Source organism: Polynucleobacter victoriensis (assembly GCF_900187875.1).
Lineage (GTDB): Bacteria > Pseudomonadota > Gammaproteobacteria > Burkholderiales > Burkholderiaceae > Polynucleobacter > Polynucleobacter victoriensis.
The window spans coordinates 135,187-159,341 of record NZ_FYEX01000001.1 but is presented as its reverse complement, the minus strand read 5'-3'; the positions used below and the strand labels follow the sequence as shown (position 1 = coordinate 159,341).

Genomic DNA, 24,155 nt, shown 5'->3' with positions numbered 1-24,155 from the left:
TTGAAAAATATACGACGTCTATGGTCGCTATGGAAAGACTCTGGAGATGCTTCATTGGCTCTGGATACTCTTTTAGTAGTGCCTGATGCATCCGCTAGTTTGGCTGAACGTAATCGTTGGTTAGTCGAGGTGGCGTACTGGTTGCGGCGTCAAGATAAAGCAGAGAAAGGCCAAGATAAGGCAAAGATTGGCGCGGTAGTTTTAGAGGGGCATCCAGAACACGTCCGTCTAAAGGCTTTTTTGAAATTATTAGAGCAGCGTTCAGACGTTAAGTTAAAAATTGCACGGTTACTCAGAAGTATCTTGCGAGATAACGATGCGCTCTCACTACTATGTGACACCGGTGTTGCTACCAAGCCTAGTTTTTTTGGAGAAATCTCTGAGCGCATTCGTCACAGATTAATTGCACCTCCGCCTAATCAACCAGAGTTAGCAGTTTTATTTGCTTTGGGATTCGTGGGTGAGCACGATGCATCTTGGGTACATGATTTGGATCGTGACACATTGATTGCTTTACATGATTTATTGCACTATCAAGAGCAGACGGTTGAGGCTTCGAATTTATTCAAAGATATTTCTGAAGCTATTCACATACTAATTAGTTACATTGGCGCATCTGGTCTAAGTTATTCAGTTAGATCTCGGCTTAGAGAGGTTAGTGGGCAGCACTCGCCGTTTTACAAGTTAGGTAGACTCGCTGAAGAAATTCTTAAGGATGAGCCACGTTTAAATGAGCACGTATATCAAGCATATCTAAAAGACTTTAAGGATGTGATTGATGCTTGTTACATTGCTTGTGATGATGTGTATTCTCATCTTGATGAGAATGGTGTGTCTATTGAAACTGTTTTCCAAGTTGAAACCATGCGCTTGCGTTTGGCTAGGGTTGAGATGTTGTTGCAGGCATGGTTGTATCGTGATCAATTACAAAATTACTCCACATTGGTTGCTAACTTAATTCTCACGGTACAAGGTCACCGTAGTGTGAAGCGTTTGGCTGAGCAGTCTTTTGCTTTGTTGTCTCGCAAGGTTGTTGAAAGAAGTGCTGAAGCGGGAGACCACTACATTGCAGGTACTCGCAAAGAGTATTTTGCGATGTTGAAAAAAGCCTTGGGTGGTGGTGCAGTTGTTTCTGGGACGGTGTACCTTAAATTCTTAATTGCCAATCTTGGTTTGGTTAGATTTTTTGAAAATCTACTTCTTGCCACTAACTACGCAGGTAGCTTTTTATTAATTCAGTTTGCCAATTTCACGTTAGCGACTAAGCAGCCTGCTATGACAGCGCCTGCATTGGCGCAACTACTTGACCAGACGCACACCAGTGAAGGTTTAAAAAACTTTGTTGATCGCTCTATGGCTCTGATGAGGTCCCAAGCGGCTTCTATTTTTGGTAATTTGGTCATGGTGGTGCCTTTGGTTATTCTCATTCAAGTGGCTATTCTTTTCATCATTGGCTCACCCACAATGAGTGCTATTAAGGCGCAAGCTATTTTGCAAACTGTTTCACCTTTTAGTGGAGCATTGATTTTTGCAGCCTTTACTGGCGTGTTACTTTGGTTATCTAGCCTGATTGCTGGTTTAGTTGATAACTGGTTTGTTTTGCATCGTATTCAGGATGTCATTTATTACAACAGAAGATTAAATATTGTTTTTGGACAGGAGCGTGCGGAGCGTTGGGCGCGTTGGTGGCGTGACAATATTTCTGTTGTTGCTGCAAATATTTCATTGGGCTTTTTGTTAATTTATGGCCCAGCTTTTATGGCTTTCCTTGGGTTTGGTCTAGATGTACGACATGTCACTTTGTCAGCAGGGCAGTTTGCTGCTGCGGCTACTGCGCTTGGTTGGAAGACTTTCTTGATGAGTGGCTTTTGGCTTGGTCTTGTTGGGATTCTATTAATTGGTGCTGTGAATGTTTTGGTGAGTTTTTCGTTGGCATTTAATATGGCGCTGAGATCCAGAGATTTGCCAGCATTAGATAGACAGCGCTTGTATAGGGCTGTTCGTGAGCGCATTAGAGCTGACTTTAAGTCATTAATATTTCCACCTAAATAATTGATTTAATTGGATTAATCCTGTTTAAGGGGGTATTTCGCTCTATTACCCGAGCATATTTATCAGGTATCTGATAAACTTGAGCTTAGAAGTCAGGTATTGCCCATATAAGTAATCCATTTAAGACGAGGTAAGACATGAGACTAACAACTAAAGGACGTTTTGCAGTCACTGCGATGATTGATTTAGCTTTGCGTGAATCACATGGCCCAGTAACTCTCGCGGGCATTAGTCAGAGACAAAATATTTCACTTTCATACTTGGAGCAACTATTTGGTAAGTTGCGTCGTTTTGACATTGTTGAAAGTACCCGTGGACCTGGTGGTGGATACACCTTGGCGCGAAGAGCGGATCAGGTAACTGTTGCTGACATCATTATTGCCGTTGATGAACCTCTTGATGCCACTCAATGTGGTGGCAAAGGAAATTGCCATGGCGATGAGGGTGGTAATGGTCGTTGCATGACCCATGATTTGTGGGCCAACTTAAATCAAAAAATGGTTGAGTACTTGAGTTCAGTCTCACTTGCAGATTTGGCAAGGCAGCAAGAAGGTCGTGTGCATAGTCATGAAGTGCGCGAAACCAAAGTAAAAGCTGAAATCCAAAAAGCTGGTAAGCCTGCTACAGATAAGTCTGACTCAGACATTAAGAAAAAGCCGTTGGCTAATTCAGTGTTCACTTTTGCACAGCAAATTAATTAAAACTAAAAAATACTGAGATAAGAGGAAATAATAATGTCATCACCTAAACCAGTACCTATGTTTAGTCCGGAGCATTTCCCGATTTACATGGACTATTCAGCAACAACACCTGTTGACCCAAGAGTTGTTGATGTGATGATTCCATATTTACGTGAGCAGTTTGGTAATCCTGCTTCACGCAGTCATGCATATGGTTGGAGTGCTGAGGAGGCAGTTGAAAATGCTCGCGCAGAAGTTGCTAAGTTAGTTGGTGCCGATCCAAGAGAAATCGTTTGGACAAGCGGTGCAACAGAAAGTAATAACTTGGCAATTAAAGGTGCCGCGCATTTCTATAAAGAAAAAGGTAAGCACATCATCACTGTAAAAACCGAGCATAAGGCGGTTTTAGATACCTGTCGTGAGCTTGAGCGCGAAGGTTACGATGTGACTTACTTAGATGTATTACCCAATGGTTTGATTGACTTTGAAGCATTCAAATCTGCTGTTCGTCCAGACACCATTGTTGTCTCAGTGATGTTTGTTAATAATGAAATTGGGGTAGTTCAAGACATCCCACGCATTGGTGAGTTCTGTCGTGAAAAAGGCATTGTGTTTCACGTCGATGCGGCTCAAGCAACTGGTAAGGTTGCTATTGATTTGCAAACGCTCAAAGTTGATTTGATGAGCTTCTCAGCCCATAAGACATATGGTCCGAAAGGTGTCGGTGCATTATTTGTACGTCGCAAGCCACGGATTCGTATTGAGGCTCAGATGCACGGTGGTGGTCATGAGCGTGGCATGCGTTCAGGCACATTGGCTACGCATCAGATTGTTGGTATGGGTGAATGTTTCCGTATTGCCCGTGAAGAGATGGCCAGCGAGAACGAGCGTATTCGCATGCTAAGAGATCGCTTATGGAATGGTTTAAATCAGATTGAAGAGGTTTACCTCAATGGTGACATGGATCAGCGCATTCCTCATAACCTCAATATCAGCTTTAACTATGTTGAAGGCGAGTCGATGATCATGGCTTTGAAGGATATTGCTGTGTCTTCAGGCTCAGCTTGTACCTCAGCATCATTAGAGCCGTCTTACGTTTTAAGATCTTTGGGTCGCAATGATGAGTTAGCGCATAGCTCAATTCGTTTCACAATCGGTCGTTTTACAACTGTTGAGGATGTTGATTTCACGATTGATCTAGTTAAGGGCAAGATCGCAAAATTGAGAGATTTATCACCACTTTGGGAAATGTACAAAGATGGCGTTGATTTAAATACGATCCAGTGGGCTGCTCACTAACAATCTATTGAATATATTCGGAGTTAAATATGGCATACAGTGAAAAAGTAATCGAGCACTATGAAAATCCACGTAATGTGGGTTCTTTTGAGAAGGGCGATGATCATGTTGGTACCGGCATGGTTGGTGCTCCAGCTTGTGGTGATGTGATGAAGTTGCAAATTCGCGTGAATGACCAGGGCATCATTGAAGATGCTAAGTTCAAAACCTATGGCTGTGGTTCTGCTATTGCTTCCTCATCGCTAGTGACTGAGTGGGTTAAGGGTAAAACTCTTGATCAAGCTTTAGAAATTAAAAATTCACAAATTGCTGAAGAGTTAGCTTTGCCACCAGTAAAAATCCACTGCTCAATTTTGGCTGAAGATGCAATTAAGGCAGCTGTGGCTGATTACAAAGAAAAACACTCAAAATAATTATGGCTATCACTCTGACTGAAAAAGCGGCCAAACACATCACTCGTTATATAGAGCGACGTGGTAAGGGTATTGGTCTGCGCTTAGGTGTGCGTACCACGGGTTGCTCTGGTTTGGCTTATCAACTCGAGTACGTCGATGAGGTTTTGCCTGAGGATACGATGTTTGAATCCTTAGGGGTGAAGGTCTATGTAGACCCGAAAAGTCTCGCTTATCTCGATGGCACAGAGCTAGATTATGTGCGTGAGGGTTTGAATGAGGGATTTAAGTTTCAAAATCCTAATGTGAAAGATGAGTGTGGTTGTGGCGAATCTTTCAGGGTTTGATGATTACTTTGCCTTATTCCAAATAAAGCCACAATTTAATATTGATAGGCAGGCTTTGGAGTCTGCTTATTTAACTGTGCAGAAACAAGTTCATCCAGATTTGCATGCGGCTGGTAGTGATGCTGAAAAGAGAGTTTCTATGCAAATGGCCACCTTGGCTAATAGTGCGTATAGAACTCTCATGAATCCTATTCAAAGAGGGTTATATCTTTGTACTAAAAATGGTGTTGATCCACAGCTTGAAACGAATACTGCAATGCCTGCCTCGTTTTTGATGCAACAAATGGAGTGGCGTGAGACTCTAGATGATGTGCGTAATGATGTTGTGGGTTTAGAACAGTTATATGGTGAAGTTGAGAAAACAAAAAATACTGTTTTAAAGGAAGTTGAGCAGGCAATTGATGATGAGAAGAATTTTGAGTTGGCTGCGCAAAAATTAAGAGCTTTGCTATTTATAGATAAATTTTGTGTTGAGCTTGAAGAAGCAATATCAGCATAACTATTAGTTAAAACATTTATGGCTTTATTACAAATCGCTGAACCTGGCCAATCGCTTGCCCCACATCAACGTCGTATTGCTGTGGGTATCGATTTAGGCACAACTAATTCACTCGTTGCGGCGATGAAAAATGCGTTGCCTGAGGTCTTGGCTGATGATCAAGGTAGAAAGTTATTGCCATCAGTGATTCGATACTTGCCAGGCGGAGCTACACAGGCTGGCTATCAAGCTATGCAGAACGCCAATGGCGATCCTAAAAATACAATTATCTCAGTGAAGAGATTCATGGGGCGTGGGCTAAAGGATGTTGCCCACGCTGAATCCATGCCTTATGAATTTGTTGATGCTCCTGGCATGCTGAAGTTAAAGACAATCTCAGGTGATAAAAGTCCAGTTGAGGTTTCTGCAGAGATTCTTGCGAGATTACGCCAGCGAGCAGAGGACTCATTCAATGATGAGATTGTCGGTGCTGTCATTACAGTACCTGCCTATTTTGATGATGCACAACGCCAAGCGACTAAAGATGCTGCCAAGTTGGCTGGCATCGAAGTTCTACGCTTATTGAATGAACCTACGGCTGCAGCAATTGCCTATGGTTTAGATAATGCATCTGAGGGTCTATATGCTGTTTATGACCTTGGCGGTGGCACATTTGATATTTCAATCTTGCGTTTAAGTAAAGGTGTATTTGAAGTATTGTCGACTGGCGGCGACTCAGCTTTAGGTGGTGATGATTTTGATCACCGTCTGTACTGTTGGGTCTTAGAGCAAGCCAAGTTACAGCTACTTTCAGATAAAGACACCCGTTTGCTATTGAGCGCGTCTAAAGATGTTAAAGAACAATTAAGTAAAAATCCTTTAGCTCGTGTACATGTGACATTGAGTGATGGCACAGTGGTTAATGTGGGCATCAGTCAGGCGCAGTTCTTTGAGTTGACTCAGCATTTAGTGAACAAAACTTTGATGGCTGCGAAGAAAGCCTTAAGAGATGCAGGTTTAAATGTTGAGGATGTTAAAGGCGTGGTCATGGTTGGTGGCGCTACGCGCATGCCTCATGTGCAACGTGCAGTGGGAGAGCTTTTCGGTCAAACCCCATTGACCAATTTAGATCCTGATCAGGTGGTAGCGATAGGTGCAGCTATGCAAGCTGACTTGTTAGCCGGAAATCAGCAGAAGGGCGATGAGTGGTTGCTGCTTGACGTCATCCCTCTGTCACTAGGCGTGGAAACAATGGGTGGTCTTGTGGAAAAGATTATTCCGCGTAATACACCAATTCCTGTGGCTAGAGCTCAAGATTTCACAACATTTAGAGATGGTCAAACAGCTTTAGCAGTTCATGTTTTGCAGGGTGAGCGAGAGATTGTTGATCACTGTCGCTCATTAGCGAGATTTGAGTTAAGAGGTATTCCTCCAATGGCTGCGGGGGCTGCACGTATTCGAGTAACTTATCAGGTGGATGCTGATGGTCTCTTATCAGTTACTGCTAGAGAACAGCAATCTGGTGTTGAGGCAAATATTAACGTTAAGCCGTCCTACGGATTATCTGATGGTGATATCACTTCGATGCTACAAGATAGTTTTAGCCATGCAGCAGATGATGTCCAGGCAAGAGCCTTACGTGAAGAGTTAGTCGATGCCAAGCGTTTGGTGGAAGCCGTTGAAGCTGCCCTTGCAGAAGATAAGCACTTATTAGAAGAAGATGAATTGGATGTGATTCATCGCAAATTAATTGCCTTAAAAGATCTTATTGAGACAGCTAAAGATACACAGGTACTCAGACGCTCTGTAGAGTCTTTATCCAAAGCAACCGATGATTTTGCTGCCCGTAGAATGAACGAGAGTATTAAAAAAGCACTTTCTGGTAAAAAAATAGAAGAAATTTAATAGGAAATAAAAATGCCACAAATTGTTGTTCTTCCTCATGCGGAATATTGTCCAGATGGTGCAGTGATTGAAGCGCCTTCTGGCACCAGTATTTGTGAAGCTCTCCTAGAGAATGATATTGAAATTGAGCACGCCTGTGAGATGTCCTGTGCATGTACAACTTGCCATGTGATTGTGCGTGAGGGTGGTGATAGCTTGAATGAGTCGGATGAACTGGAAGATGACTTGTTAGATAGAGCTTGGGGCTTATGTCCTCAATCAAGACTGTCTTGCCAAGCGATTATTGCTCAAAAGGATTTAGTGATTGAAATACCTAAATACTCCATCAATCATGCCAAGGAAAATCACTAACCTCATTGCTGGATTCATTTAAAAAAAGGGACCCAAAGGTCCCTTTTTACTTATTATGAAGCACTAATGCTTCAAGTAAATAGCGCTGTGATTAATCTTCTTTTCTCATGTGAGGGAAAAGAATGACGTCTCTGATGTTTGGTGAATCAGTGATTAACATCATTAGGCGATCAATACCGATGCCGCAACCGCCGGTTGGGGGCATGCCATATTCAAGTGCACGAATAAAGTCAGCATCAAAGTACATGGCTTCTTCATCACCAGCTTCTTTTTGCTCGACTTGTTTGCGGAAACGTTCGGCTTGATCTTCTGCATCATTTAGCTCTGAGAAGCCGTTGGCGATTTCACGACCAGTAATAAATAGTTCAAAGCGCTCAGTAATACCTGGACGAGTGTCAGATTCTCTTGCAAGTGGACTCACTTCGATTGGGTAATCGATGATGTAAGTCGGTTCCCAAAGATGTTCTTCAGCCGTTGCTTCGAATAGTGCTAATTGAAGTGCACCTAATCCTGCATTTTTTAGCGTTGGACCATTGATGTCCTCGCCAGCTTTTTTAAGCTCTGCACGGATAAACTCTTTGTCTTCTAATTGCGCAGCTGTGTATTCTTTCTTAGATAAAGGTGCGTATTTAAGAATGGCTTCTGCAATTGTTAAGCGCTGGAATGGCTTAGATAGATCAAGAGCTTTGCCTTGATAAGTTAGGACGGCAGTACCTTGCGCATCAATGGCGGCAGCGCGGATGAGCTCTTCAGTGAAAGTCATCAACCATTTGTAGTCTGTATAAGCTGCATAGAATTCCATCATCGTGAACTCAGGGTTATGTCTTGGACTGACACCTTCGTTACGGAAGTTTCTATTAACTTCAAATACACGTTCAAACCCACCCACTACTAAACGCTTGAGGTAGAGTTCTGGCGCAATACGCAAGAACATTTGCATGTCTAAAGCATTGTGGTGCGTGATAAACGGTTTGGCTGCAGCACCACCTGGAATAGGGTGGAGCATTGGTGTTTCAACTTCCATAAAGCCTGCGTCTTGCATGTGATGGCGGATTGATGCCATGGCTTTACTACGGGCAATAAATGTCTGACGTGTTTCAGGTGAAACAATTAAGTCCACATAGCGTTGACGATACTTCAGTTCTTGGTCAGATAGGCCGTGGAACTTATCTGGCAGAGGGCGTAATGATTTTGATAGTAAGCGTAGATCTTTAACAAGGATTGATAGCTCGCCTTTATTGGTTTTGAATACAACACCTTCGGCAGCAATAAAGTCACCCATATCCCAGTGTTTAAATGCATTATGTGCATCAGCACCTGCATCAGCATCATTGATGTAAAACTGGATTTGACCGGTGCGATCTTGAACTGTGGCAAAGCTGGCTTTACCCATCACACGCTTGAGCATCATTCGGCCAGCCACTTTAACAGTGATGTTTTTCTCAGCTAAATGTTCCTTGCTTAGTTCGCCATAGTGGGCATGTAAGTCATTAGCGTGATGGGTTGGCACAAAATCATTAGGAAAAGCCACGCCATTCTTGCGCAAGTGAGCTAATTTTTCTCTGCGCTCTGCAATGATGTGGTTTTCATCAACGATTGGATTTTGTTGTTCTTGGCTCATGATCTTTCCGGTGGAAATGAATATTGGTAATAGGTTAAACGCCTTGTTTTAGGCTGGCTTCAATGAATGCATCTAGGTCACCATCTAATACTTTTTGTGTATTAGATATTTCGACGCTAGTGCGTAGGTCTTTGATACGGCTTTGGTCGAGCACATAAGATCTAATTTGATGTCCCCAGCCCACATCACTCTTTGTAGCTTCTAATTTGTCTTGTTCAGCCTGACGTTTACGCAGTTCGTGTTCGTACAAGCGTGACTTCAACATGGACATTGCCTCAGCTCTGTTCTTGTGTTGGCTTCGGTCATTTTGGCACTGAACAACAATCCCTGTTGGTATGTGCGTTAAACGAACCGCAGAGTCAGTTTTGTTAATGTGCTGACCACCTGCACCAGAAGCGCGGTAGGTATCCGTGCGGATATCAGCCGGATTGATGTCAATCTCAATCGAATCATCTACCTCTGGGTAAACAAACACGCTGGTAAATGAAGTATGTCTGCCATTAGCGGAGTCAAATGGTGACTTGCGGACCAAACGATGAACGCCAGTTTCTGTTCTTAAGTGGCCATAGGCATATTCACCATCGACTTTTATGGTGGCGCTTTTAATACCTGCCACGTCGCCATCTGATACTTCAAGAACTTCTGCTTTAAAACCTTTGCGTTCGCAATAACGAATATATTGACGCAACAACATGCTGGCCCAATCACAGGCTTCGGTACCGCCAGCACCTGATTGAATATCAATAAAGCATGAGCTTGGATCCATGGGGTTGCTAAACATGCGTCGGAATTCAAGATCCTCAACTTGTTTACGCATGTTGGCTGTATCTGACTCAATAGAGCGGATGGTGTCGAAATCACCTTCCTCTTTGGCCATCTCTAGGAGTTCTTGGCTAGCTGTGATGTTATCGGTCAGAAAGTTAATCGTTCCAACCACGCCATCTAGTAGCTTTTTTTCTTTTCCCAGTGCTTGAGCTTGCTTGGGGTCATCCCAAATTTTGGGATCTTCTAGGGTTTGATTGACCTCGACTAAGCGTTCTGCTTTGTTATCGACGTCAAAGATACCTCCGAAGTTCGATCGTACGAGTACGGAGGTCTTCTAGGGTGTTACTAATGAGATTTAGTTGTTCTGCTTCCATGGTGCGCGATTATAAAGGTTCATCGAGAGCCTCTATGTGTAATTGCGCTCTAGCTACTCCTTGGTAATGGTCGGTAACTAGTCTGTAAGCCAATCTGGCGGGGTTTGGAAGGGGTAAATTTCTTGAAAACCAGATGCCATTGAGCGTCTTTGGATGGCTTGCACCATTAGATTTAATGGCCTTCAGTTGAAGTTTTAAGTGCTTATCCTGGATGAGTGTTTGGTTGAGAACTTCAAACTCGCCGACAAACACCGGAGCCGGAAATCCTTGCCCCCAAACTTCTGCAGCCAATAATGTTCCCAGTTCCGGTTCAATATAGTCTGGATTAAGGTTGCCATCATGAGCTAGTTGTCGCTGTAGGGTTTCAGCGGTCATTAAACTTTGGGCAATTTCTTCGAAGCATGATTTAAAAGTATCAAAGGACTGTTGATGAATAGTCAGCCCTGCTGCCATGGCGTGACCGCCAAACTTAAGGATTAAGTTAGGATGCTTTTTAGAGACTAAATCTAGTGCATCTCTTAGGTGAAAGCCAGTGATAGAGCGGCCGGAACCTTTGAGTACCGCTTCACCACCTTCTTCTCCAGGGGCAAATATCAGGGTGGGGCGGTGAAACTTCTCTTTTAGTCTAGAAGCGACAATACCAATAACACCTTGGTGCCATGATTCATCTGTAAGGCAAAGAGTCGCTTGTTCACCTACTTCTATATTTATAAGGCTAGCTAAAGCAGTTTCTTGCATGCCAGCTTCTATCGTGCGTCGTTCACGATTCATACGGTCCAACTCATGAGCTAAGCGAAGGGCATCTTCATGAGAGTCTGAAAGTAAACATTGAATACCCAAGGACATATCAGCCAGCCTGCCAGCTGCATTTAATCTAGGACCCAGTGTGAAACCAAGATCAAAGGTGCTTGATTTCGAGGGGTCTTTTCCTGCAGCTATGTATAAGGCTCTTATGCCTGGCTGCATTTGACCGCTTCTAATACGTTTAATACCATTTGAGACTAGAACCCTATTATTTCTATCTAGGGATGCCACGTCTGCTACTGTGCCCAATGCCACTAGGTCTAGTAGGTTTTCTAGTCGAGGTTGATTTTCAGCAGTGAAAGCACCTCTTTTACGCAGCTCAGCACGTAGGGCAATTAGTAAATAAAACATCACGCCTACACCTGCCAGAGCCTTACTTGGAAAGTTACACAGAGGCTGATTTGGGTTAACAATCCATGCGGCAGATGGTAATTGATCAGCTGGCAAGTGATGGTCGGTAACTAACACCTCTATACCTAATTCGTTAGCTTTCTCAACTCCTGCAAGACTGGCAATGCCATTGTCAACAGTAATTAGGATATCGGGTTGCTTGGGAAGTTGGGCTACTAGTTCAACAACCTCTGGTGTTAAACCGTAACCTAGTGTGAAACGGTTTGGCACGAAATAATCGATTTGAATATCCCAGGCTTGGCCTAACGCGCGTAGACCTCTCATCCCAACTGCGCATGCTGTGGCTCCGTCGCAGTCGTAGTCCGCAACAATCAATAATTTTTTTCTATTTTCAATGGCGTTGGCTAGGTATTCTGCGGCTGCTTCACAATTCTTGAGTTGAGATGGTGGAATTAAATGTTTTAGTTCAAGTGCTAATTCTTCGGGTTTCTCAACTCCCCGAGCGGCGAATAATTTTGATAACACAGGATGAACACCACTTTGTTCAAGGTAAGTGGCATTTCTCTCTGAGTAGCTGCGCTCAATAAATTGAATGGTCATGAGCGAAGCATATCTTGAAGTGGTGGAGTGATAGGTTTTTTCCAGGGACCAAAACCTTTTTTAGGAAATTGATCGATTGATATGTGGCGGGTTTTTTCTTGCCCCTCCGGAAAATCAACTAGAACAATCTCTTGAATTTGATTGCTGATTAAGGCGTTGCCAGCCATATTCCAAAGCTCTGTGATGCTTGGGTCGCTCAGAGATACAAGGGATAAGGTGTTAGCCAAGGCATTGCTAGTGAGTGATGAGGTGTGTTGCTTATTGAGGTGTCCTGCAAGGACACTTAAACAAGAGTTGGGACTGTGTAGTAAGTTCGCTTCTTGTAATAGATGGCTAGGTTTAATTTCAGAGAGTGTGCCAATGCCGCTTATCCAAATAGAATTAATTGGCAGCATTCCTTCAGATGCTCTTCGTTCATTAACTGGATGATTGAACCAAATCATTTGTATATCGTTTTGCCATTTGCGCCATTGACGCGCAACACCAGCAATAGTTGTATCGATAGGCATCCAGTGATCAATATTGCGTCCCTGGGCTTGTTCAGTGCTAACTGTTGATAGTGACTGAAGTGAGGGTGATTCTATAAACCAGCGATTTGCTTTGGGGCGATAAATAGCTACAGCCATTTCAGCAAAGATATCTTTAACTGAGTCAAAAAGAGCATCTGCCTCATCTTGTTGAAGCTCAAGTATTTCAGTACTTGTTAAGACTAAGTGATCTCTGGCGGCATGAATATGTACAGGCTCAATACGAGCTATGGGAGAGCTTTCAGCGATCTTGACACCATAGGACTGCAATTCAAGCGGAGCGCTAGAGTTACTGGGACCCAGCAAGAACTTTTCATACGCAAGACCTCGATCCAGTGATTCATGGTTTTGGTCATCTATGAGTGCAATCGTGTATTTCATAACCCTGATTTTAGGTGGCAATTAGACCTTCTGTCCAAGACCAAGCTAAACTCCTTGCTATGAGCATTTGGCCGATTGAACTAGAAATTGCATGGCGCTATACAAGCGCCAGGAGAAAAGCTGGGAAAAATAAAGAAACTGGCTCAAAAGACGGCTTTTTGTCATTTATTTCATCTGTGTCAATGTTAGGGATTGCCTTGGGAGTGGCAGCTCTCATTGTGGTCTTGTCTGTCATGAATGGATTCCAGAAAGAGGTGCGTGATCGCATGCTATCTGTTTTATCCCATGTCGAAGTTCACTCTCCATCAGGTTTAGGTGATTGGCAGCCATTAATCGCTAAAGTTGAGCAGAATTCACATGTCAAAGGATCTGCTCCAATGATTATGTCCCAGGCATTAATTACGCGTGGTGATGTTATGCGTGGGGTTGCGTTACGTGGCATCGATCCCGAGTTCGAAGGTAATGTCTCTGATATTCCAAAGCATTTCATACAAGGAAAAGTTGCTGGATTAAAGCCGGGTGAATTTGGCTTAGCTTTGGGAGCTGAGCTTGCTGGTATTTTAGGAGTTCAGCTTGGTGACCGAATTACCATCATGGTGCCGGAGGGTGATATTAATCCTGCGGGTGTGACGCCACGGATGAGGGCCTTTAAATTAATCGGCATTATTGATAGTGGCCATTATGAATTTGACAGCACTTTAGCTGTGGTTCATTGGAGAGATGCTGCTGCTTTATTGAGGTTAGATGGACCATCAGGTTTACGTCTTAAATTGGATGACATGCAAGTGGCAGCTCAGGTTGCTGATGAACTCTCATTAAAGTTGCCAGGCTTATGGGTCAAAGACTGGACTAGGCAGAATAAAAATTGGTTTGCGGCTGTGCAAACCGAGAAACGCATGATGTTCATTATTCTGACCTTAATTATTGCTGTTGCGGCATTTAACCTGGTTTCGACCTTGGTAATGACTGTGACAGATAAGCAAGGCGATATTGCAATTCTGAGAACTATGGGTGCTAGTGCAGGAATGATTCAGCGAATATTTTTTGCACAAGGTTTTATGATCGGTGCGCTAGGAACACTAGGCGGAATAGCCTTAGGTCTGCTGATCTCATTGAATATTGATGTGATCGTCCCAGTCATTGAAGCGATCTTTAGGGTTCAATTTTTACCAAGAGATATTTATTTCATTTCTAGATTGCCATCTGATGTCAGAAGTGGTGATGTGTTGACAGTTGGATTAATGGCATTTGGTTTATCTCTTTTAGCTACGCTATATCCAAGTTGGAGGGCAGCCAAAATTCAACCAGCCCATGCGCTGCGTTATGAGTGAGATGCTGATATGAATATGGCTTTAGTTGCTAAAAATATCTCTAAAACTTATGGTGAGGGTAGCTTTGCCGTACAAGTTTTAACAAATGTTAATTTAGACCTAGCTTCGGGAGAGAAGTTAGCTATTGTGGGTGCCTCAGGTTCAGGTAAGAGCACTCTTTTACATTTATTGGGCGGTTTGGATCACGTGACTCAAGGTGAGGTGTATTTGGCTGGTAAGTCATTAAAAAATCTTTCCGAGTCGCAGTTAAATGAAGTGCGTAATCAACACTTAGGATTTATTTACCAATTCCATCATCTTTTGGCTGAATTTAGTGCGCTTGACAATGTGGCTATGCCGTTACGTATCAGAGGTGTCTCTGCCCAGCAGGCTAGAGCTCTAGCAGAAGAAATGCTTGGTAAAGTAGGTTTAAGTCATCGCGTTGATCATCGGCCTGCAGCTTTGTCGGGTGGTGAGCGCCAAAGGGTGGCTGTGGCAAGAGCTTTGGTGACAAAGCCAAGTTGCGTCTTAGCAGATGAACCTACTGGAAACCTAGATGCAGAAACTGCCGACTCTGTATTTGATTTAATGCTAGAAGTAGCAAAAAATCAAGGCACTGCGTTTGTGATCGTGACTCATGATCCTTTGCGAGCAGCAAGATGCGATCGTGTTTTGCGTTTAAATCATGGTGTATTAAAGGCTATATAGAATGGCTTTGTGTTTAGATACTCATTGCCATTTGGATGCTGATGAATTTGCTGCTGATCGTGAAGGCGTTATAGAGCGAGCGGCTCAATCAGGAGTTTCGGGTGTATTAATTCCGGCAGTTCGGGCTAGAGACTTTCAAGCAGTACGAGCTTTGGCTAGTCACGCATCAAATACTTTGCCAGCCACGTGCTACACCTTGGGGATACATCCAATTTATACCCCTGAGGCTAAAGAATCCGATTTGATTTCTTTAAGGCAGTCTGTGATTGAAGCTATGGATGATCCGCGATTTGTGGGTATTGGCGAAATTGGCTTAGATTATTTTTTACCTGAATTAGATCCTCATCATCAAGCTTTCTTTTTTGAGGCTCAGTTAGATTTGGCAAAAGAATTTGAATTACCTGTGATCTTGCATGTTAGAAGATCTCAGGATGCAATTTTGAAAGCGCTCAGATCAAGAAAAATTACAGGTGGCATTGCCCATGCCTTTAATGGAAGTTTTCAGCAGGCTGAGCATTTTATAAAGCTTAATTTTGTGTTGGGCTTTGGTGGTGCCATGACTTTTCCTAGGGCCCTCCAAATTAGACGCTTAGCCAAAGAGTTACCATTTGAAAGCTTGGTTTTGGAAACAGATGCGCCTGATATTCCACCTGCATGGCTGGCACATCAAGAGCATCACCGCAATGAACCAGGTGAGTTACCTCAAATATCATCAGTATTGGCAGAAATACGTTCATCATTGATTACTCAAACACAGGCGGTTTGTTCAAGTAATGCTTTACGCGTATTACCTCGTTGGGCGAGCCTAATACAGGCCGGCCAGTTCGCTAACTCAAACCAACAATAGCTTCTTGCGTTTTTTATTAACGGCATTCATTGCCGGGGAATCTCTTTTGCTTTTTTTACCGCAGACACCAGATCAACGAGAGTGGCTTTGGTTGCTTTCAACTCTTGGTTTTTGTTTGTTATTAATCGCAGTCTTGCAATTAATAAAACATCAGATATTTAATAAAGTTTCTTTCTGGATTTGGGTGTGCGTCTTATTCATCCTCGGATTTATCTGGTCAGGGTATCTAACTCACCAGAGAATTCAGAATGATTTACCTAGTTATTTAGAGGGCGTGCCTCTACTGGTTGAGGGCGTAGTGGATGGCTTGCCAAGTCAGGGTAACCAGTCTTTACGATTTTCACTGGCTGTTGAATCAGTCGTGACTGATGATGAGTTGATTCAAATTGATTTTCAGCATTTCCCCAAACGTTTATCTTTGGGCTGGTATCCAGGTTGGCGAGGTGAAACAGTATTACCTGAGATTAGACCGGGGCAACGGTGGCGTTTACCTGTGGTGTTAAAACGTGCTCACGGATTAATGAATCCGCATGGATTTGATTTTGAGCGCTGGATGTTTCAGCAAAACTTAGGTGCTACAGGTTCTGTTAAAGCTTATGCGAAAGGTTTGCCTAGGTCATGGCAACCAAAACTTATTGACCAATTTGATCTCAGCTTTACAACAATCGTTGAGTTATCAAGATGGCATCTGCGAGAGCGTATTAAAAAATCTGCGCCAGAAAATGCGCCATACGTTGGTGTATTAATTGCATTGGTGATGGGGGAGCAAAATGCCATTTCACAGAAAGATTGGCGAGTGTTCAATGCCACTGGTATTGGACATCTTATTTCTATTTCTGGTTTACATGTCACGATGTTGGCAGGTATGGGCGCAGCTTTAGCAAATCGTTTGTGGCGCAGAAGATCATTACCAATGATATGTCCTGCGCAAAAAGTAGCAGCCTTGAGTGGTTTCGCAGTTGCACTGATTTACACGTGGCTAGCAGGCTTTCAGATACCAGCTCAGCGAACCATGTATATGGTGGGCGTTGTTGCAGTTGCGCTTTGGACCAATCGAATTACCAGGGCATTTGATATTTGGTGGTGGGCTTTATTTATCGTTATATTCTTAGACCCATGGGCTGCTTATACGCCAGGATTTTGGTTGTCATTTGGAGCGGTTGCAGCAATTCTATTTGCTATGCCAGGTCAGGATGGTTTATCTGAGTATGGCTATAGTCGCTCGCAAAAATGGTGGCAATCGTTCAAAGAGGCCAGTCGAGTACAGGCTGTTGTCACGATTGCGTTATTGCCGTTAACACTTTATTGGTTCTCTCAGGTATCTGTTGTTTCACCTTTAGCGAATGCGTTTGCTATCCCGCTAGTTAGTTTCATAGTTACCCCATTTGCCATGTTGGGAGCCGTACTTCCTGAGCCATTAAGTCATGCTTCATTATGGGTGGCACACACTTGTATGGAGTTTGTGGCTTGGTTCTTGGAGCCTATGTCCTCATGGTTTTGGTCCGTGGCATATTTGCCACAGCCAAATTTGTTTGTAATGGTGATATCTACTTTAGGAATCATTTATGCCATCCGACCTGGACCTCTATTGGCAAGTTACAGAGGGCGTTTGCTGGGGCTATGTTGTTGTGTGCCTCTGGTGTGGACTAAATCCAATGACCTGACCCATGGTGATTTCAAGGTAACTGTTTTGGATATTGGTCAAGGCACCGCTGTGTTGGTGGAAACGCAAACAAAGCGTTTGTTGTATGACACAGGACCTAAAACATCGCCTGAGTCTGATGCAGGAGACAGAAATATCCTGCCATTTTTACGGGGTGAGGGCATTTCATACATTGATCGTTTGGCTATTAGTCATAAAGATACAGATCATGTGGGTGGTGCGTTAAGCCTCATGAAAAGTATTGAATTTGGTGATTTGTTAGGAACTTTGCCGGAGTGGCATTTTTTGCTACGGCGAACAAGAGAGCTAAAGATCCCTTCATTGCCTTGTAAGGCCGGTCAAACTTGGTCTTGGGATGGTGTTTTATTTAAGGTTTGGCATCCCGGTAGTGAGATGACATTTGATGCCATGCACCATTCTGGGAAACCAAATGCACTAAGTTGTGTCATTGAAGTGAAGAGTCAACACTATTCTTTCTGGTTAACAGGGGATGTTGAGAAAGGTGGCGAGGCCATCATTGCTAATGAATATAAGCGTTCTGAGGGATTGGCATCTATTTTGCTTATACCGCACCATGGTAGTGCTACTTCTTCCTCTGAAACATTCTTGGACGCGTTGCAGCCCAATTGGGCTGTTGCTCAGGCGGGGTATCGAAATCGTTATCGACATCCTAATGCCAAGGTTGTGGGGCGGTATGTTGAACGAGGCATTCCGATTCTGGAAACTGTTCACACAGGTGCGCAGGTATGGGAATTCAGGGGTAGGGAGTTGCAACGACACCATTGGCGAGACTTACACAGAAGGTCTTGGCATCAATAACTATATTAATAGCTGCGGGAGTAATGCATGATGGTCATGGAGCGTAAATTACCATTTGATGAGATGGCTTTAGATGATCTTGAGAGAGATTTTAAAAACTCAACATTGGCTCGCCCACATTACAAACAATTCTCTCAATGGTTGAGTCAGCAGGGTGACCAGTACCTAAGTGCTAGACGTGAAGAAGCAGACTTAATGTTCCGCCGAGTAGGTATTACGTTTGCTGTGTATGGCGAAAGTGGGGGTACGGAAAGAACCATCCCGTTTGATATTGTCCCTAGAATTTTTCCTGCCTCAGAGTGGGGGCGCCTCGAAACAGGTTTACGTCAGCGAGTAACTGCTTTAAACATGTTCTTACATGATGTGTATCACGAGCAGCATATTCTCAAAGCAGGCGTGATTCCCAAAGAACAGGTAATTAATAACGCTCAATTTAGACCTGAAATGGTTGGTGTAGATGTGCCAATGAACATTTATGCCCACATTGCAGGTATAGATATTGTTCGCGCAACTCATGGTGAAAATACAGGCGAATTCTTTGTTCTGGAAGATAACTTGCGAGTGCCATCTGGGGTTTCTTATATGTTAGAAAACCGCAAGATGATGATGCGCCTCTTCCCTGAGTTATTTGCGCAGCATAGGGTGGCTCCTGTTGCCCATTACCCAGATCTACTGCTAGATACATTGCGTCAAGCGGCGCCAAATATGCATGCCAATCCAACCGTAGTTGTGTTGACCCCTGGTATGTATAACTCAGCATACTTTGAGCATGCATTTTTAGCGCAACAAATGGGCGTTGAATTGGTTGAAGGTAAAGATTTATTTGTGCAAAAAGATGTTGTCTACATGAGGACAACTCAAGGGGCTAAGAGAGTTGATGTGATTTATCGACGAGTCGATGATGATTTCTTAGACCCAGAAGTATTTAGGTCTGATTCAGCATTAGGCGCTGCTGGTTTATTGAGAGCTTATAAGGCCGGTAATGTGGCCATCTGTAATGCCATAGGCACTGGGGTTGCAGACGATAAGTCAATCTATCCATATGTTCCAGACATGATTCGTTTTTATTTGGATGAAGAGCCATTAATTTCAAACGTTCCAACATACATGTGTCGTAAACCTGATGATTTGAAGTATGTGTTGGACAACATGGCTGACTTAGTGGTGAAGGAGGTTCATGGTGCTGGTGGTTATGGCATGTTAGTTGGACCAGCTTCTACTAAGGCAGAGGTGGCTGAATTTAAGGAAAAAGTAAAAGCTCATCCAGAAGGCTATATCGCACAACCTACTTTGGCTTTATCAACATGTCCAACATATGTTGATTCTGGTATTGCGCCTCGCCACATTGACTTGCGACCGTTTGTTTTATCAGGAAAAGAAGTGCGGATGGCGCCTGGTGGTTTGACCAGGGTTGCTTTGAAGGAAGGTTCTTTGGTGGTTAATTCATCACAAGGTGGTGGTACCAAAGACACTTGGGTTTTAGAGCACTAATAAATATAAGGAGATATCAACCATGTTATCTAGAACAGCAGACCACCTATATTGGATGTCTCGTTACACAGAACGGGCAGAGAATACGGCTCGTATGTTGGATGTTAATTATCAAATGTCTTTGTTGCCGCAATCTGCTGAAGTGGCGGAACAGGCATGGAGATCTTTGTTAGAGATTTCAGAGTTAACTGCCGCATTTGACGCAAGCTATGTTTTGATGTCGCCAAGAGATGTGATTCATTTCATGGTGAGCGATATGAATAATCCATCTTCCATCATGCGTTGCTTGCAGGCTGCTAGAGAAAATGCAAGGGCCGTGAGAGGGTCGATGACTACCGAGTTATGGGAAACCATCAATACAACTTGGTTAGAGGCACAGAAGAAAATGCGTGATGGTATGTTGGATAGTGCGCCATCAGAATTTTTTGAGTGGGTGAAGTTCCGTTCACATCAAACCCGTGGTGTTCAACACGGCACTATGGTGCGTGATGAGGTATTTCATTTCATTCGTTTGGGTACTTTTTTAGAAAGAGCTGATAACACGGCGCGTCTGTTGGATGTTAAATCTCTGACAGCGGAAAATATGCGTGAGCAGGGGCATGATTCAGTAGATGATTTTTACTACTGGGCAGCCATTTTGCGCTCTGTCTCCGCATTCGAAATTTATCGCAAGGTATATCGTGATGTGATCACTCCTGAACGCGTAGCTGATTTATTGATTCTTAGATCAGATATGCCAAGATCATTGTCTGCTTGTGTGGGCGAAGTTGTGGACTTGCTTGGAAAAATTAAAAATTCTCAATCTAGTAAAACAATTACACAAGCCAGAAATTTACTGGCTCAATTGCGTGATGCACATATTGGAGAAATTTTGGACCAAGGTTTACATGCCTTCTTGACCGATTTCTTATTGAGGATTAATACGGTTGGTAGTGGTATTAGTCGCGACTTCTTGTTGCCTATGGAAGAGATGGCTGCATAAATTTATGCTTAATAGCTTCTTCCACTAGTTAAAAATTGAAAGTGTAGTTTCATGACTTATTGCGTTGCTGTACGTTTGGATCAGGGGTTGGTGTTTTTATCGGATAGTCGAACAAATGCTGGTGTAGATGCTGTATCTAATTTTAGAAAGATGGCCATTTTTAAGAAGGATGGCGAGCGTCTAATGGTCTTGATGTCAGCGGGTAATTTAGCTATCACGCAAGCTGTCAGACATTATTTAAATCATCCAGATCCAGACGGCCCAAGTATTTGGAATGCGCCAACTCTCTTTGAGGCTGCTCAGGTCGTTGGCGATATTGTTAGAAAAGTAAGGGATCGAGACGCCGAAGAACTAAAAAAATCAGGTATTGATTTCAATATTCACCTAATTTTTGGTGGGCAAATTAAAGGACAGGCTCCTTCAATTTTTCAGGTATACGCCGCAGGTAACTTCATCGAAGCGACTATTGAAACGCCGTATTTCCAAATTGGTGAGGCTAAATATGGCAAACCAATTTTGGATAGGGTCATTACTCAAGCTACCCCATTAAAAGAAGCAGCCAAGTGCGCTCTTATTTCTATGGACTCCACAATTAAATCAAATATTTCGGTTGGGTTACCGCTAGATTTATTAATTTATCCAAAAGATGATTTGAGGACAGATCACTTATTGGTGATTGATGAGAAAAACGAATATTTCAAGATGATTCACGAAACTTGGGGAAAAAGGTTGCGCCAAGTTTTCTCAGAAATTGAAGATCCAGTCTGGTAAAGGGTTTGTAGCCTGATATTTTCGGCAAAGTTGTTTTTTTGAGCATTCTTTTTGGGTATCGGTATAATTGCGTATTACCCACTAAGCATATTCGATGACTAAATTCATCTTTGTTACTGGTGGTGTGGTTTCTTCCTTAGGGAAGGGTATCGCAGCCGCCTCCTTAGCCGCCATTCTCGAATCGCGCGGCCTAAAAGTCACCCTCTTAAAATTAGACCCATATATCAACGTCGACCCAGGTACGATGAGTCCTTTCCAGCACGGTGAGGTATTCGTTACTGAGGATGGTGCTGAAACCGATTTGGATTTGGGGCACTATGAGAGGTTTGTTTCTGCCAAGATGCGCAAGAGCAACAATTTCACCACAGGTCAGATTTATGAGTCAGTGATTCGTAAAGAGCGTCGTGGTGAATACCTTGGTAAAACTGTTCAAGTCATTCCTCATATCATCAATGAAATCCAGAATTTCGTGGAGCGTGGTGCTACAGCTAGTCATGATGGTCAGGCAGATGTAGCTATCTGTGAAATTGGTGGCACGGTAGGTGATATTGAGTCTTTGCCATTCTTGGAAGCTGCTCGTCAGATGAGTTTGAGATTGCCGCAAGGTGATACCGCTTTCGTTCATTTGACTTTGGTGCCTTATATTGCAAGTGCAGGTGAGTTGAAGACAAAGCCTACACAGCACTCTGTACAAAAATTACGCGAAATTGGCATCATGCCAACAGCATTGTTATGTCGTGCTGATCGTCAAATCCCAGAAGATGAGCGTGCAAAAATTTCCTTGTTTGCCAATATGCGTGAGCAAGCTGTTATTTCTGTATGGGATGTAGATACGATTTACAAGATTCCACAAATGCTTCATGAGCAAGGTTTGGATGAATTGATTTGTCAGGAATTGCGGATCAATGCTAAACCAGCTGATTTATCTGTATGGAATGGCTTAGTACACAGCCTAGAAAATCCAAAGCATGAAGTAGTGATTGGTATGGTTGGTAAGTATGTTGATTTGACTGAGTCATACAAGTCATTGATTGAAGCATTGCGTCATGCTGGCATTCATAATGAAACAAAGGTAAGTATTCGTTACATTGACTCTGAGAATTTAGAGCATGGAGATGTTTCTAGCCTTGCTGGTTTAGATGCTATTTTGGTGCCAGGTGGCTTTGGTAAGCGTGGTACTGAAGGAAAGATTGCAGCGATTAAACATGCTCGTGAGAACAAGATTCCTTACTTGGGTATTTGTCTTGGTATGCAATTGGCAGTAATTGAGTTTGCTCGTCATGTTGCAGGCTTGCAAGGTGCTAATAGTACTGAATTTGAGCCAAATGGCCCGCATCCAGTAGTGGCATTGATTACTGAGTGGATGGACCGAGAAGGTCGTGTTGAGAAACGTGACGAGGGCTCTGATTTGGGTGGCACGATGAGATTGGGTTCTCAGCGTTGCCCTGTTAAACCAAACACACTTGCTGAAAAAATTTATGGCTCAGAGGTGAATGAGCGTCATCGTCACCGCTTTGAAGTCAATAATGTTTATGTGCCCAAGCTCGAATCTGCAGGCTTGGTGATATCTGCAAGAACACCTAATGAATCATTGCCTGAAATGATGGAATTACCATCATCAATGCATCCTTGGTTCTTTGGCGTTCAATTCCACCCAGAATTCACTTCAACACCGCGCGATGGTCATCCATTGTTCTCAGCATTTATTAAAGCGGCCTTAAGTCATAAGGGTATTACGGGGTAACCTGTTAATCAGAGTTAGGGAATTTGCCATGAAACTATGCGATTTTGAAATTGGTTTAGATAAGCGTTTCTTTTTGATTGCTGGTACTTGCGTGATTGAATCAGAGCAAATGGCTATGGATACAGCAGGTCAGCTGAAAGAAATTACTTCTGGTTTAGGCATCCCATTTATTTACAAGTCGTCTTTTGATAAAGCCAATCGTTCCTCTGGCACATCTTTCCGTGGTTTAGGCATGGAAAAAGGTCTAGAGATTTTGGCTAAAGTCAAAAAAGAAATTGGTGTGAATATTCTTACTGACATTCATGATATTGATGAAGTGAAACCTGTTGCTGCAGTAGTAGATGTTCTTCAAACACCAGCATTCTTGTGTCGTCAAACTGACTTTATTCGTGCTTGCGCGCAAAGCGGTAAGCCAGTGAATATCAAAAAAGGTCAGTTTTTGGCCCCAGGTGACATGAAAAACGTGATTGATAAGGCTAGGGCTGCTGCTAAAGAGGTTGGTTTGCCAGAAGACATGTTTATGGCTTGTGAGCGGGGTGCATCTTTCGGTTACAACAACTTAGTGTCTGATATGCGTAGTTTAGCCATCATGCGTGAAACGAATGCCCCAGTGGTTTTTGATGCTACTCATTCTGTTCAATTGCCAGGTGGTCAGGGTACAAGCAGTGGCGGGCAGCGTGAGATGGTTCCTGTGTTAGCTAGAGCAGCTGTGGCGGTGGGTGTGAGTGGCTTGTTTATGGAAACTCATCCAAACCCTGCCAAAGCATTGTCTGATGGACCTAATGCGGTGCCTTTAAATCGCATGAAAGATTTATTAGCTACTTTGGTAGCGCTGGATAACGTTGTTAAAACTGGCAACGTATTTTTAGAAAAAGATTTTCAATAATTGGTAA

At 43.2% G+C, this 24,155-nt stretch carries 20 protein-coding genes and 1 pseudogene; 17 read left to right on the top strand and 4 right to left on the bottom strand.

Annotated features, from left to right (window positions below; translation table 11 throughout):
- The 8 genes from CFR83_RS00780 (at window position 1) to fdx (ending at window position 7,504) form a co-directional block, all read left to right on the top strand.
- Window positions 1–2,052 carry a site-specific recombinase gene (locus CFR83_RS00780; RefSeq protein WP_165765027.1) on the top strand — a complete coding sequence of 684 codons (2,052 nt, stop codon included), beginning with the start codon at window positions 1–3 and terminating at the stop codon, window positions 2,050–2,052.
- Between the two features lie 137 nt (window positions 2,053–2,189).
- Window positions 2,190–2,753: a Fe-S cluster assembly transcription factor gene (locus tag CFR83_RS00775; protein ID WP_088812017.1), complete on the top strand. Its 564-nt coding sequence runs from the start codon at window positions 2,190–2,192 to the stop codon at window positions 2,751–2,753.
- A 57-nt stretch (window positions 2,754–2,810) separates the two neighbouring features.
- Entirely contained in the window at window positions 2,811–4,031 is a 1,221-nt protein-coding gene (locus CFR83_RS00770; RefSeq protein WP_207758556.1) for an IscS subfamily cysteine desulfurase, read from the top strand.
- A gap of 29 nt (window positions 4,032–4,060) precedes the next feature.
- Window positions 4,061–4,444 carry a Fe-S cluster assembly scaffold IscU gene (gene iscU / locus CFR83_RS00765; RefSeq protein ID WP_088812015.1) on the top strand — a complete coding sequence of 128 codons (384 nt, stop codon included), beginning with the start codon at window positions 4,061–4,063 and terminating at the stop codon, window positions 4,442–4,444.
- 2 nt (window positions 4,445–4,446) lie between these two features.
- Window positions 4,447–4,770 (top strand): iron-sulfur cluster assembly protein IscA, encoded by a 324-nt coding sequence (gene iscA / locus CFR83_RS00760; protein WP_088812014.1) that lies wholly within the window; start codon window positions 4,447–4,449, stop codon window positions 4,768–4,770.
- The gene (gene hscB, locus CFR83_RS00755) at window positions 4,748–5,269 is read left to right on the top strand and encodes a Fe-S protein assembly co-chaperone HscB (RefSeq protein WP_243383297.1); all 522 of its coding nucleotides are present in this window, start codon (window positions 4,748–4,750) and stop codon (window positions 5,267–5,269) included. Before iscA ends, hscB begins: the two co-directional genes overlap by 23 nt.
- Window positions 5,270–5,287: 18 nt before the next feature.
- Window positions 5,288–7,153 carry a Fe-S protein assembly chaperone HscA gene (gene hscA, locus CFR83_RS00750; RefSeq protein WP_088812012.1) on the top strand — a complete coding sequence of 622 codons (1,866 nt, stop codon included), beginning with the start codon at window positions 5,288–5,290 and terminating at the stop codon, window positions 7,151–7,153.
- 12 nt (window positions 7,154–7,165) lie between these two features.
- Window positions 7,166–7,504, top strand: a complete 339-nt coding sequence (fdx, locus tag CFR83_RS00745; RefSeq protein WP_088812011.1) for an ISC system 2Fe-2S type ferredoxin — start codon at window positions 7,166–7,168, stop codon at window positions 7,502–7,504.
- A gap of 91 nt (window positions 7,505–7,595) precedes the next feature.
- Here the strand turns inward: fdx and lysS are convergent, their stop codons facing one another.
- The 4 genes from lysS to CFR83_RS00725 all read right to left on the bottom strand — a co-directional run bounded on the left by lysS (window position 7,596) and on the right by CFR83_RS00725 (window position 12,927).
- Window positions 7,596–9,125, bottom strand: coding sequence for a lysine--tRNA ligase (gene lysS / locus CFR83_RS00740; protein WP_088812010.1), 1,530 nt, complete (start codon window positions 9,123–9,125; stop codon window positions 7,596–7,598).
- A gap of 34 nt (window positions 9,126–9,159) precedes the next feature.
- Window positions 9,160–10,264, bottom strand: a protein-coding gene (gene prfB, locus CFR83_RS00735) for a peptide chain release factor 2 (protein ID WP_108720852.1) whose coding sequence is annotated in 2 segments (ribosomal slippage) — window positions 9,160–10,182 and window positions 10,184–10,264 — 1,104 coding nt in all. Because the reading frame shifts where the segments join, the coding sequence is not laid out codon by codon here.
- A gap of 9 nt (window positions 10,265–10,273) precedes the next feature.
- A complete protein-coding gene (gene recJ / locus CFR83_RS00730; RefSeq protein WP_088812009.1) occupies window positions 10,274–12,019 on the bottom strand; it encodes a single-stranded-DNA-specific exonuclease RecJ in 1,746 nt (581 codons plus the stop codon).
- The gene (locus CFR83_RS00725; RefSeq protein ID WP_088812008.1) at window positions 12,016–12,927 is read right to left on the bottom strand and encodes a hypothetical protein; all 912 of its coding nucleotides are present in this window, start codon (window positions 12,925–12,927) and stop codon (window positions 12,016–12,018) included. Before CFR83_RS00725 ends, recJ begins: the two co-directional genes overlap by 4 nt.
- A gap of 59 nt (window positions 12,928–12,986) precedes the next feature.
- On the opposite strand from CFR83_RS00725, the gene CFR83_RS00720 reads away from it, so the two are divergent.
- The 9 genes and pseudogenes from CFR83_RS00720 (at window position 12,987) to kdsA (ending at window position 24,148) form a co-directional block, all read left to right on the top strand.
- Window positions 12,987–14,258, top strand: a complete 1,272-nt coding sequence (locus tag CFR83_RS00720; RefSeq protein ID WP_088813144.1) for a lipoprotein-releasing ABC transporter permease subunit — start codon at window positions 12,987–12,989, stop codon at window positions 14,256–14,258.
- Window positions 14,259–14,267: 9 nt separating this feature from the next.
- The gene (gene lolD / locus CFR83_RS00715; protein ID WP_088812007.1) at window positions 14,268–14,945 is read left to right on the top strand and encodes a lipoprotein-releasing ABC transporter ATP-binding protein LolD; all 678 of its coding nucleotides are present in this window, start codon (window positions 14,268–14,270) and stop codon (window positions 14,943–14,945) included.
- A 1-nt stretch (window position 14,946) separates the two neighbouring features.
- Window positions 14,947–15,792, top strand: a complete 846-nt coding sequence (locus CFR83_RS00710) for a TatD family hydrolase (protein ID WP_341476329.1) — start codon at window positions 14,947–14,949, stop codon at window positions 15,790–15,792.
- Between the two features lie 46 nt (window positions 15,793–15,838).
- Window positions 15,839–18,274: a DNA internalization-related competence protein ComEC/Rec2 gene (locus CFR83_RS00705; protein ID WP_165765026.1), complete on the top strand. Its 2,436-nt coding sequence runs from the start codon at window positions 15,839–15,841 to the stop codon at window positions 18,272–18,274.
- A gap of 63 nt (window positions 18,275–18,337) precedes the next feature.
- Entirely contained in the window at window positions 18,338–19,765 is a 1,428-nt protein-coding gene (locus CFR83_RS00700; protein ID WP_243383364.1) for a circularly permuted type 2 ATP-grasp protein, read from the top strand.
- A gap of 22 nt (window positions 19,766–19,787) precedes the next feature.
- Window positions 19,788–20,747 carry an alpha-E domain-containing protein gene (locus CFR83_RS00695; RefSeq protein ID WP_088812005.1) on the top strand — a complete coding sequence of 320 codons (960 nt, stop codon included), beginning with the start codon at window positions 19,788–19,790 and terminating at the stop codon, window positions 20,745–20,747.
- A 51-nt stretch (window positions 20,748–20,798) separates the two neighbouring features.
- Window positions 20,799–21,515 (top strand): annotated as a pseudogene (locus tag CFR83_RS00690) (proteasome-type protease); the annotation flags it as partial.
- Between the two features lie 97 nt (window positions 21,516–21,612).
- Entirely contained in the window at window positions 21,613–23,262 is a 1,650-nt protein-coding gene (locus CFR83_RS00685) for a CTP synthase (protein WP_088812003.1), read from the top strand.
- Between the two features lie 28 nt (window positions 23,263–23,290).
- Entirely contained in the window at window positions 23,291–24,148 is an 858-nt protein-coding gene (gene kdsA / locus CFR83_RS00680; protein WP_088812002.1) for a 3-deoxy-8-phosphooctulonate synthase, read from the top strand.
- The last annotated feature ends 7 nt before the right edge of the window (window positions 24,149–24,155 follow it).